This is a genomic window from Rhodanobacter sp. T12-5 (genome assembly GCF_008329435.1).
Lineage (GTDB): Bacteria > Pseudomonadota > Gammaproteobacteria > Xanthomonadales > Rhodanobacteraceae > Rhodanobacter.
Window position 1 is genome coordinate 160976 of sequence record NZ_NPKN01000006.1, and the last position, 11871, is coordinate 172846.

Genomic DNA, 11871 nt, shown 5'->3' on the forward strand with positions numbered 1-11871 from the left:
GATGCTTCTGCTAATGATGTCAAAGGCATCGCGGCTGAAGCCGCTCCCACACAGGGACCTACTTCTTTTGCCAGGCGCCGGAAGCGTCCTGGTAATACCAGCCGGCACGAGCCTTTTCGATCCAGCTCTTGGCGAAGGTGGCGCGGATCTGCGACTCCCACTCCGGATGGTTGTTGGCATGGGCGATTTCGCGGTAGAGCGCGGCGCGATCGCGGTTTTCGTCGGCTACCGTGGCGTTCGCCTGGGCGCGCTGGCTCAGCGGCACCTTGGCGGCGTCGCGCATGGCGACCATGCCGTCACGGGTGAAGCCGACGGCACCGCTGTCCAGCAGATCGCCCAGCGCGCCCTGGAAGCGCGCATGCATGCGGCCACGAATCGCCTCGGTGGCGCTGGTCTGGATGCGGATGTTCGGCACATCGGCGGCGTAGGCGGACGGGATCAGCAGATCGAGCAGCATCGCCGAAGGGTGCTGGCCGTCGTTCTGCACGGCCGGGGTCGGTTCTTTCGGTGCGGGAGTGGCATAGGGCGCGGTTCCCTCCAGCACGTTGCCGATGAACTGGTCCGCCGCCTTCTGCGCTGCGGCCTCGGGGAAATACACGTTGATGGTGACGCAGCCGGCCAACGCCACGGCCAGCGAGGTCAGGATGACGTAGACGAGCTTGCGCATGATGGACTCCAGCGATTGAAAGGGAAAAGACTGCGGCGGCATGCCGTCAACGGACCTGCGGACCCGCCCCGTTGATGGCGTCATGCAATCGTTGAACCAGGGTGGGCCAGTCGACCTGGGTCTGGTGGCCGATCACCTGCAGTCGCGGCAAGCCACTGCCTTCGACGATAGTGTAGCCGTCGTCGGTCGGCTCCAGACCACTCATCTGGCAGACCGTGCCCTGCAATGTGCAATTGAGGCCGATCTGCTTGTAGCCGAAGGTCTTGAACAATTTCAGCACGGCACCCTGCAGGCCAGCGGCAATCCCGCCGCCACCGACCGCAGTGAGGTTGTTCACTGCGCGCTGGCTGATCCGCCCGCCGCTGCCGGCGAGCAGGCTGGCCTTGAATGCGACCGGGCTCCAGCCGACCAGCCGCAGGTCGTTGATGGAGCCGTCGAGCCGGCCGGTGATGCTGCCGAAGTCGAATACGCTGGTGATCTGCGCCAGGTCGAGCTGCTTCAACGCAATGTCGCCGCTCAGCACCGGATTGGGTCCGAACGGCTGCTGCAGCGAAAGTCGGGTGATGTCCATGTAACCGTCGAACAGGCTGGCGGAAAGGCCGCCCTGCAACTCGAAGCGATCGTCGACCCAGCGCAGCGACGGGATCGCGCCCGCGAGCGTACCCGGGAAGGCTGGCCAGCCTATCGCCTTGCTGAAGGCGGCCATGTCGACCCCGGTCAGCACCAGTGAGGTTTCCAGCCGTTGCCCCTTGGCCGCGCCCGGGCGCCAGTCCAGCTCGCCGACGCGCAATTGGCCTCCCAGCAGCGGCATCGGCAGCGGCTGCTGCAGGCTGAGCGTGCCGCCTCGGCTTTGCCATGACGCCTGCGCGGCGCCGCTGGGTATCTTGTAGAACTGCAGGCTGCGCCAACCCAAGGTGGTCGCCGGCCGGTCATCGGTGATCGACCAGTCCAACCCGCCGTGCAGACCGGCGATGGCCAGCCGGCCATCGGCGTCGGCCAGGTCCAGCCCGTCGGTGCTGAACGCAAAGCTGCGCGGCCCGTCCGCACGCAAATCCAGACTGCCGTTGAGCTGGCCTTCGATGCGCATGTCGCGCAGGCCGAGCGTGCTCAGCCAGGCCTTGCCGTAACGCTGGTAGGCGGCCGGAAAACTGGCATGCAGTCGATCGAGCTTCAGTGTCTTCAACGTGCCTTTCGCATCGAATGCCAGCGCGCCGTCGAGCTGCAGGGCATCGGCATCGGTCACACGCAACCGGCTCAATTCCAAAGCGCCCTTCTCCGCGCTGGCACGCAGGCCGATCTGCACCGGATGATCCGGCAGGCTGGCATAAAGCGGGCCCAGCAGAAGCTCACCGCCACGCAGGCTGGCGTCCAGATCCATCCGGGCCGGACCGTTCGTGGTATCGAGGCTGAACCGGCCCGAGCCGTTCAGTTGTTGCCCGGCGAGCGTGCCGCTGGGCGTATCGAAACCGACGTCGTCGAGCGTGAACTGGCCGGAGGACTGCACGCCGTTGTCGCGCAGATCCAGTGCCAGTTCGGCGTCCACCCGCCCCCCGGTGGTTCGGCCCGACCAGACCGTGCCGAGCAGTCCCTGCAGCCAGCCGGCGGGGAGATTGTCCAGCTTGATCTGCGCATGCGTGGGCTGGTCCAGCGGCAACGCGGTACTTGCGTGCGCCTTGTTCTGGACGAGATCGACCAACAAGGTGTTGGCCGCCTGGCTGAGCACGATGTTCGCCTGGGCATCGCTGAGCGCACCACCCGGCGCACCGGCCAGTTGCACGTTGCCGTCGAGGATCCAGCGCAGGCGATCGTCCCGCCGCAGGTTGCCATCGAGGGTCAGCCCCAGCCGCCGCCATCCCATCGCCGGAACATCCGCCCGGTCGGCATGCAATTGCAGATGAAGCCCGCCGGCGGGATCTTCGGCGAGGCTGACGGTAACCGCCTGCAAGCGTACCCCGGGCATGCTGACCGACTTCGCCGTCAGCAGCACATCCGCGCGCGCGGGCAGGCTCCAGCCGATCGCCAGCAGCAGGCAGCAACACAGAAAAAGGTGGCTTGATGTCGGACGCATGTCGGGCCATTCTGCCAAATTAAGCTGAACGACAAGGATTTCGTCATGACCAGCCCGCTTTGCGACCGTTTCCATTCCGCCGAATCGGCCTGCCCCAGGGTCCTGGTGGCGGACGACGATCCGGCCAGCTGCCGTTTCCTCGGTGACGGCATGCGTTCGCTGGGGGCGCAGGTGGAGATCTGCACCGAAGGCAGCGCAGCACTGCAATTTGCCCGCGAGCAGGCGTTCGACCTGCTGCTGCTGGATTGCCGCATGCCGGGGGCCGGCGCGCTGCAGATTCTCACCGCGCTGCGCAACGATGGCCAGGCCCGTTCGGCCGATGGCATCGCCGTCGCCACCAGTGCCGAGCTGGAACCGGCCGAGCGCTCGGCGCTGCTTGCCGCCGGCTTCAGCGAGTTGCTGCTGAAGCCTTGCAGCCTGGCCGACCTGCAACGCACCTTGGCGCTGGCGCAACCGGACCGCAGCGACGCCGGCATGCTGGATGATCACGCCGCGCTGGCCACCTCGGGCGACCCCGTCACGATGCGCGCACTGCGGCTGCTGCTGCGTGAGGAGCTGATCCTGCTCGATCGGGAACTCGAGGCGGTGAGCCGCGAGCCGGACCGGTTCGGCGAGCGCCTGCATCGGCTGCGCTCGTCCTGCGGCTTCTGCGGTGCCACGACGTTGTCGGTCCAGGTCGTTCTGCTGCAGAAGCGGCTGCCGCACCGCGCCGTGACCACCGGCGTACTGGCGCGTTTTCGCAAGGCGTTGCGGGCCACACTGCAGGCGCTGGACGGCTAGGGTCCGCGCGGCGGAGAAGCGCGTGGGTCGCCGAACCTAGCGTTCGGTGTCCGGACGACGCGACACCGCCATGGCCAGCACCCGCCAGGCGCGCAACTCGCCGCCACCGAGATGAAAACGGATGATCTCGCGCATCATGTCGCGGAGGCTTTTCAGCCCGGCGTTGTCGGGCATCCGGTCCTGCGCCAGCGCGAGCAGATCGCTGCCGCGCAATGCCTGCGGATGACTGGCGGCGCAGCGCACGGCGCCCTGTTCGACCAGATAACGATAGGATGCCTCCGGCACCAGCGCCTCGCCATCGTTCGAATCGTGGTGCAACTGCAGGCCGTAGCCGATCGCCTCCAGCAGATCGCGCTCGAAACGGCGCAGGCTCCACGCCAGCGATTCACCAGCGGCCAGCCGCGTCAGGGTCTGTGCGTAGGCATCGAACAACGCGGAAACCGGATCCTGCCGGCCGGTCAGACGCACCACCAGCTCGTTGAGATACAGCCCGGCCAGGCCGGCATCGCCGGGCAGGCGCGATGGCGTGCCTACCGTTTCGACTCCGGTCAGCGTGGCCATCTCGCCGCGCAGCAGCAGGTCCATTGCCAACGGCTGGAACGGCTCCAGCTGGGCCCGGCGCAGGCGCGAGCGTTCGCCGCGCACGCCGCGCGCCACCACGCCGAGCCGGCCATGCTCACGAGTCAGGCATTCGAGCAGCAGCGACGTCTCGCGATAGGGGCGCGCATGCAGGACGTAGCCGGGTTGCTGTTCGAGGCGCATGGGTCAGGGGCGGGGAACGGGGAACGGGGAATGGGGAATGGGGAATGGAAAACACGATAGCGCGCGGCAGCTTGCTCTTACCCGTTCCCTGTTCCCTGTTTCCCGCTCTCAATCCGTATAGCCGAATTTCTTCAGCATGTTCTCGTCGTCGACCCAGCCCTCGCGCACCTTCACCCACAGCTTGAGGAACACTTTACGCTCGAACATGCGCTCCATGTGGCGGCGGGCGCTGGTGCCGATGGCCTTGAGCTGGGCGCCGCCGTTGCCGATCACGATGGCCTTCTGGCCGTCGCGCTCGACCCAGATGATCGCGTGGATCTCGGCGATGCCGTCGGGACGGTCGTTGAACTGCTCGATCTCGACCGTGGTGGCGTACGGCAGCTCCTGGTCGAGCCGCAGCATCAGCTGCTCGCGCACCATCTCGGCGGCGAGGAAGCGCTCGCTGCGGTCGGTGACTTCGTCTTCGCCGTATACCGGCGGCTGCACCGGCAGGCGCTTCAGGATCGCCTGTTCCAGCTCCTTCAGCCCTTGCCCCTTGAGCGCGCTGACGTAGTGGATTTCGTCGTAGCTGTGTCTGGCCACCAGCTCGGCCACGAACGGCAGCATCACCGTCTTGTCCTTGTTGAGGTCGACCTTGTTGATCACCAGCAGGCGCGGCGACGACTGCTCGACCAGCGCGGCGTACAGCGCCTCGTCCTCGTCGGTGAAGCGGCCGGCCTCGATCACCTGCACCACCAGGTCGACGTCGCTGATCGCCGAACGCGCGGCACGGTTGAGGCTGCGGTTCATCGCCTTCTTGGCGCCGCGATGCAGGCCGGGTGTATCGACATACATGATCTGCCCGGCCTCGCTGGTATTGATGCCGAGGATGCGATGGCGGGTGGTCTGCGGCCGCGGGCTGATGATCGACAGGCGAAAACCGATCAGGGCGTTGAGCAGAGTCGACTTGCCCACGTTCGGTCGTCCGGCCAGCGCGACCATGCCGCATCGGAAATTCTCATGCGGCAGGGTGCCGGCGGCGGTGTCCAGTTCGTGGTTCATGACGTGAAGTGCTCGGCGGGTCGGATGACAAGTGTAGTGCTTCGCCGAAAGCGGCTGCGGCGGACGGTCCGCCACGCCACGTCCCGCCGGTCCGGCGGGCGCTTCGGCAAAAGGTGAAAATCAGGGATTGCGCTGCTGTTCCAGCAACTGGTTGAGCACGCTCTCGGCGGCGTCCTGCTCGGCTGCGCGGCGGTTGCCGGCCTGGGCCGCTGCGGTGAGCGGCAGCGGCTCGACGATGGTGCAGCTGACATCGAACGTCTTGGCGTGATCCTCGCCATGGCTGGCGACCAGCTCGTACTGCGGCAGCGGCAGGCCCTTGGCCTGCAGCCATTCCTGCAGTCGCGTCTTGGCGTCCTTGGAGGATCGGCGCAACGCGACGATGCGTTCGTTGAACAGCCCGCGCACGGTGTCGCGGCAGGCATCGAAACCGCCGTCCAGGTAGACCGCGGCCACCAGTGCCTCGAACGCGTCGGCCAGGATCGAATCGCGCCGGAACCCGCCGCTCTTCAGTTCGCCCGGCCCGAGTTTCAGCCCGTCGCCCAGATCCAGCTCACGCGCCACCACGGCCAGCGCCTGGCCGTTGACCAGTTGCGCCCGCAGCCGCGACAGCTCGCCTTCGCTGGCCTTCGGATGCGCCTCGTACAACATCTCGGCGATGATCGCGCCGAGCAGGGCGTCGCCGAGAAACTCCAGCCGCTCGTTGTTCGGCTTGCCGATGCTGCGGTGGGTCAGCGCCAGCTCGGTCAGCGCCGGATCGCGAAAGCGGTAATTCAGTTCCAAAAGTTACTGCCCTACATTGCCCTGCAGCGGCACGTTCTTCTCGAAGTGGAGCAGGAAGTCGATGTTGTACATGAACGGAATCTGCTTCTGGTAGGCCACGCGCAACTCATTGGCGCCCCCGGATTGGCGCACGATGGTGATGTTCGCCGGCTTGATGGTGGCGTCGTCGACGTACTGGAAGTTCATCTTGAACATCAGCTCGTGGCGGATTGCGTCCAGCGACTTGCCATTGGTGCCCTCGGTCGCGATCTGGTTCATCGCCTTGGTTACGCCGAGAAACTCGGAGTACGACGGCAACAGTTTCATGGCCATGTAGGCCAGGAAGGCCACGATGGCCATGATGATCAGAAACCCGATCAAGGTGACACCCGACTGCTTGGATTTCATAGTCCCCTCGCTAGGCCGCCTGCGCGGCGTGCCGATCTGTCGATTACGTGAAACATGGCCGCAAACGGCCATGCCTCCAAAGTGATTCCCCTTCGCATCAAAGGGCGCCCGTACGGGTCGATGCGCCGATTGTGCCAGCGGATTCTCGCACTGTTGAGCCTGACGTGTCCGGACCTGGTCGACTGGAGCGGCATCCGGTCAATGGATGACCGTGCCGATCCGCGAGAAGTCCACCCCGCCGGTGCCCCAACCCTTCCAGCTCATCCAGATCAGGAAAGCCTTGCCGGCGAGATTTTTCTCCGGCATGCAGCCCCACCAGCGGCTGTCGAGGCTGTCGTTGCGGTTGTCGCCCATCACCAGGTAGCAACCTGCAGGCACCTTCGAGGGCACGCGGTCGTTCGGGATCGAATTGGGCGTGGTGTAGGCGGGCATCCGTGCGATCAGGTGATTGACGGCGCTGCCGTCCTCACGCTTCAGGTGCTCGTTCCAGACCGTGGCACCCATGCCCAGCATGGTTTGATCCACGCTGCGCTGCGGATTGCCCTCGTACGGACCGATTTCGTCGGCGGTCACCGGCTGGCCGTTGACCCAAAGATCGGCGCCATGCACTTCGATGCTGTCGCCGGGCAGGCCGATCACCCGCTTGATCCAGTTCTGCTGCTGCACCGGGGCATGCGGATCGTTACAGCTCATGTCGCCGCTGCGTACCAGTTTGTCGCCGTCATGGCACAGGTAGCCGGGAAAACGGAACACGACCACGTCGCCACGCTTGGGCTCGCCCAGGTCGACGAACTTGTTGTTGAACGCCGGCAGGCGCAGGCCGTAGGCGAACTTGTTGACCAGGATGAAATCGCCCACGTCCAGCGTCGGCATCATCGAACCGGATGGAATGCGAAACGGCTCGGCCACGAACGAACGCAGCAGCAACACCACCAGCACCACCGGGAACAGCGAGCGCGCCCAGTCCACCGGCATCGGGTCGCGATATTCCTCGCCGGCTGCGTCGAGGCGGGTCTTGCGCCTGCGGTACAGGAACAGTCTGTCCAGACCCCACACCACGCCGAACAGCACGGTGAGGCCAAGCAGAATCGCCGAAAAATCAAAATCCATGTGTTGCTCCTGCGGACAAACTATTTATCGACTCTCAAAACGGCCAGGAAGGCTTCCTGCGGGATCTCCACCCGACCCACTTGCTTCATGCGCTTCTTGCCTTCCTTCTGCTTCTCCAGCAATTTCTTCTTGCGGCTGACATCGCCGCCATAGCATTTGGCCAGCACATTCTTGCGCAACGCTTTCACGGTGGATCGCGCCACGATCTGCGCGCCGATCGCCGCCTGGATCGCCACGTCGAACTGCTGGCGCGGGATCAGGTCCTTCATCCGCTCGACCAGTTCGCGACCTTTGCGGTCGGCGTGGCTGCGATGCAGGATCAGGCTCAGCGCGTCGACGCGCTCGCCGTTGATCAGCACGTCCACCCGCACGAACGGGCCGGCCTCGAAGCGCTCGAAGTGATAATCCATCGAGGCGTAGCCGCGCGACACGGATTTCAGCCGGTCGAAGAAATCCATCACCACCTCGGCCAGCGGCATCTCGTAGCTGATCTGCACCTGGGTCGCCAGGTACTGGATCGAACGCTGCACGCCGCGCTTCTCCTCGCACAGGGTGATCACGTTGCCGATGTAGTCCGGCGGCGTGAGGATATTGGCGACGATGATCGGCTCGCGGATTTCCTGCACCAGGCTGGAGTTGGTCGGCAGCTTGGCCGGGTTGTCCAGCATCAGGATCGAGCCGTCGGTCTTGAGCACCTCGTACACCACGGTGGGCGCGGTGGTGATCAGGTTCAGGTCGTATTCGCGCTCCAGCCGCTCCTGCACGATCTCCATGTGCAGCATGCCGAGGAAGCCGCAGCGGAAGCCGAAGCCCATCGCCTCGGACGACTCCGGCTCGAAGAACAGCGCGGCGTCGTTGAGGCGCAGTTTGTCCAGCGCCTCGCGCATCGCCGGGAAGTCGTCCGACGACACCGGAAACAGGCCGGCGAACACGCGCGGCTGCATGGTCTGGAAGCCGGGCAGCGCCTTGTCGGCGGGCTTGCCGGCGTGGGTCAGCGTGTCGCCCACCGGTGCGCCGTGCACGTCCTTGATCGAGGCGTTGATCCAGCCCACTTCGCCGGCGCCGAGCTTGTCCAGCTTCTTGCGCTTGGGCGTGAACACACCGACGTCGTCCACCTCGTGGGTGCGCCCGGTAGACATCACCAGCAGCTTGTCGCCGGGCTTGATCTCGCCCTGCATCACGCGCACCAGCGATACCACGCCGAGGTAGTTGTCGAACCAGGAATCGATGATCAGCGCCTGCAGCCGATCGGTATCGCGCGGCTTGGGCGGCGGGATGCGCGCGACGATCGCCTCCAGCACCTCGACCACGTTGAGGCCGGTCTTCGCACTGATCGCCACCGCATCGGTGGCGTCGATGCCGATCACCGCCTCGATCTCGCCTTTCACTTTCTCGATGTCGGCAGTGGGCAGGTCGATCTTGTTCAGCACCGGCACCACTTCCAGGCCCATCTCCACGGCGGTGTAGCAGTTGGCGACGGACTGCGCCTCGACGCCCTGTGCCGCATCCACCACCAGCAGCGCGCCCTCGCAGGCGGCCAGCGAGCGGCTGACTTCGTAGGAGAAGTCGACGTGACCGGGCGTGTCGATGAAATTGAGCTGGTAGGTCTTGCCATTGCGCGCGGTGTACGGCAACGACACCGACTGCGCCTTGATGGTGATGCCGCGCTCGCGCTCGATCGGATTGTTGTCCAGCACCTGCGCTTCCATCTCGCGCGTGGCCAGGCCGCCGCACAGATGGATGATGCGATCGGCCAGGGTCGATTTGCCGTGGTCGATGTGGGCGATGATGGAGAAGTTGCGGATCAATTCCATGGAGCGCTGGCGGCCTGTCGAGCTGGGAGCTTGCCACCACGCACCATGCGTGACAGCGCATCGCCATTGGGCGACGCTAACCCCGCATTATCGCATGGAACCCGCCGTTGCCATGCACGAGCCAATGCAAAGCGGGCGCCATCCGGCATGGATGAACGCCCGCTTTGCCATCGTGACGCGCTGGCTGGCAAGGGACTATTTGCTGTCCGGCACGGTCAGGCCGATGAAGTTGCTCCGATCGTCGCGGTGCACCAGCAACAGCACCGTGCTGCCGGGTTTCACGTCTTTCGTCGCTGCCTTGAACTCGGCCACGCTGCCGATCTTCTGCTGGTTGACCATGGTGATCACGTCGCCCGGACGCAGGCCAGCCTGCGCCGCCACCGGACCGGTGATATCGCTGATCACCACACCCTGCCCTGCCTTCAGGCCGAGCTGCTTGCGAGTGTCGCTGTCGAGCGACTCCACGGTGAGGCCCAGCGCGGCCGAGCCGCTGTGTTCCGATGAGGAAGCACTCTGATTGTTCACCGCGTTCTGGTCACGCTTGGCTTCGCTGATGGTCACCTGCAAGGTCTGCTTCTTGCCGTTGCGCAGAATTTCCACCGGCACCTTGCTGCCCGGCTTGGTCAGGCCGACCAGCGGCGGGAGATCCGAAGCCTGATGCAGCACCTGGCCGTTGTAGGACAGGATGATGTCGCCGGGCTGGATGCCGGCCTTGGCCGCGCCGCTGTCCGGGGTCACGTCGACGACGGCGGCACCGGCACCATTGTCCAGCTTGAACGCCTTGACGATGTCTTCGCTGACGGTGGTCATGGTCACGCCGAGTTGGCCACGCGACACGTAACCCTTGCTCTTGAGCTGCTGCACCGCGTTCATCGCCACGTCGATCGGGATCGAGAACGACACGCCGAGATAGTCGCCAGTGTTGGAATAGATCTGCGAATTGATGCCGACCACGCGCCCCTGCAAGTCGAACAGCGGGCCGCCGGAATTGCCGCGGTTGATCGGCACGTCGGTCTGGATGAACGAGGTGTAGGGCTGATCCTGTCCGCCGAGATTGCGCCCCACCGCGCTGACGATGCCCTGGGTCACGGTGTAGTCGAAGCCGAACGGCGAGCCGATCGCCAGCACCCATTGACCCGGCTTCAGCGTGCGCGAATCACCGATGTGGACGGCCGGCAGGCTGCTGCCGGCGTCGACCTTGAGCAAGGCGATGTCATAGGTGGGGTCGGTGCCGACCACTTTGGCCGTCAGGGTGCGTCGATCCTGCAGACGCACGGTGACCTTGTCCGCATGGTCGACCACGTGGTTGTTGGTGAGGATGTAGCCGTCCGGGGAAATGATGAAACCCGAACCGAGCGAGGTGTGTTTCTGTTCTTGCGGCGACGGCATCATCGGCATGCCGAAAAAACGACGCAGAATCTCGGCCTGCTGGTCGTCCGGCATGCCTGGCATGGCCTGGCCGCCCATGGATTGCTGCAGCGACGGGTTCTCGCCGCTGTACTTGGCTTCCACGTGCACCACGGCGGGTGCGTTTTTCTGAACGATGCCGGTGAAATCCGGCAGCGCCGCGGTCGCCGTGGGTGCCTGCGCCTGCACCGTGCCGATCGCGGCGAAGGCGAGTACGGCCGCGCACGCCAAGGTGCGCAAGATGGAACGATTCATGGACTCCTCCTTGGGGTTTTGACTTCAGCCGGAACGCGGCGGAAATATCGGCTTCTGTCTGGCATACGCCGGCCACGGGCACAGGCCCGGTCGATGAGTGCAATCGGCGGACGGCAAGAACGGGAAATCGGCCCAACCCCGCGTTATTGCGCGGCAGCGTTCTCACGCGAGGTATCAGGCGCACCCTGCCGGGGATCGAGCAGCAGCAGATAGCTGCCATCATTGTTGTCGAGGGTTCGGTACCGCTGCATCGACGGATAGGCAGACAGGCGCCGCGGATACATCGCCTGGTTACCGCCGAACGGCGCACCCAGGGTCGCGGAAGCCTGCTGGCTGAGCAACCCGGCGGAATTGCCGCTCAACCACGGCGGCACGGCGGCAGGCGCGACCGACCTGATTGCCGGCGGCGCGCTGGCTATCGCGCTGGCTTGTCGGGTGGTCGATGCGGTCATGCGCTCCACATCGCCTGCGGGCTGCGCAATCATCAATGCAGCAGCCGCCACGCTGGCGGCTATCGCGCCACCGGCCGACCAACGCAGCCAGTGGCTGCGCCTGGTTGTCGTCACCGGCAACGCATCGTGTTCGATGGCCGCCATGACCCTCGCGGCAAAACCCGCGCTGGCCATCGGCGGCAGCTCTCCGCGCACACCATCGCGGGCAAGGTGGTAGCGCTGCCAGGTCTGTTGCATTGGCGCATCGTGGCCAAGTCGACTCAGCAGGAATCGAAGCTGCTCCTTCGACAATTCACCGTCGATGCCGGCGGAGAGGCTTTCGCGGATTTGCTGATTCATGTCTGCCTG

General features: G+C 65.3%; 11 protein-coding genes. 1 reads left to right on the forward strand and 10 read right to left on the reverse strand.

Annotated elements, in window-relative coordinates:
- Positions 1–58: 58 nt before the first annotated feature.
- Together CIW53_RS13025 and CIW53_RS13030 are read right to left on the reverse strand one after the other, a co-directional pair.
- On the reverse strand, positions 59–667 hold the full coding sequence (locus CIW53_RS13025; RefSeq protein WP_149365161.1) for a YdbL family protein: 609 nt from the start codon (positions 665–667) through the stop codon (positions 59–61).
- 46 nt (positions 668–713) lie between these two features.
- Positions 714–2735: a hypothetical protein gene (locus CIW53_RS13030; RefSeq protein ID WP_149365162.1), complete on the reverse strand. Its 2022-nt coding sequence runs from the start codon at positions 2733–2735 to the stop codon at positions 714–716.
- 45 nt (positions 2736–2780) lie between these two features.
- Here CIW53_RS13030 and CIW53_RS13035 point away from each other — a divergent pair, with 45 nt between their 5' ends.
- On the forward strand, positions 2781–3515 hold the full coding sequence (locus CIW53_RS13035; protein ID WP_149365163.1) for a response regulator: 735 nt from the start codon (positions 2781–2783) through the stop codon (positions 3513–3515).
- 36 nt (positions 3516–3551) lie between these two features.
- Here CIW53_RS13035 and recO read toward each other — a convergent pair whose 3' ends face one another.
- The 8 genes from recO to CIW53_RS13075 all read right to left on the reverse strand — a co-directional run bounded on the left by recO (position 3552) and on the right by CIW53_RS13075 (position 11862).
- Positions 3552–4277, reverse strand: a complete 726-nt coding sequence (gene recO / locus CIW53_RS13040) for a DNA repair protein RecO (RefSeq protein WP_149365164.1) — start codon at positions 4275–4277, stop codon at positions 3552–3554.
- A 108-nt stretch (positions 4278–4385) separates the two neighbouring features.
- Entirely contained in the window at positions 4386–5318 is a 933-nt protein-coding gene (era, locus tag CIW53_RS13045) for a GTPase Era (RefSeq protein ID WP_149365165.1), read from the reverse strand.
- Positions 5319–5438: 120 nt separating this feature from the next.
- A complete protein-coding gene (rnc, locus tag CIW53_RS13050) occupies positions 5439–6098 on the reverse strand; it encodes a ribonuclease III (protein WP_149365166.1) in 660 nt (219 codons plus the stop codon).
- 3 nt (positions 6099–6101) lie between these two features.
- Complete coding sequence (locus CIW53_RS13055) at positions 6102–6485, reverse strand: DUF4845 domain-containing protein (RefSeq protein ID WP_149365167.1); 384 nt, start codon at positions 6483–6485, stop codon at positions 6102–6104.
- Between the two features lie 198 nt (positions 6486–6683).
- Entirely contained in the window at positions 6684–7595 is a 912-nt protein-coding gene (lepB, locus tag CIW53_RS13060) for a signal peptidase I (protein ID WP_149365168.1), read from the reverse strand.
- 20 nt (positions 7596–7615) lie between these two features.
- Positions 7616–9409 carry a translation elongation factor 4 gene (lepA, locus tag CIW53_RS13065; RefSeq protein WP_149365169.1) on the reverse strand — a complete coding sequence of 598 codons (1794 nt, stop codon included), beginning with the start codon at positions 9407–9409 and terminating at the stop codon, positions 7616–7618.
- 195 nt (positions 9410–9604) lie between these two features.
- A complete protein-coding gene (locus CIW53_RS13070) occupies positions 9605–11071 on the reverse strand; it encodes a DegQ family serine endoprotease (RefSeq protein ID WP_149365170.1) in 1467 nt (488 codons plus the stop codon).
- 143 nt (positions 11072–11214) lie between these two features.
- Positions 11215–11862, reverse strand: a complete 648-nt coding sequence (locus CIW53_RS13075) for a sigma-E factor negative regulatory protein (protein WP_242451905.1) — start codon at positions 11860–11862, stop codon at positions 11215–11217.
- Positions 11863–11871: the final 9 nt, after the last annotated feature.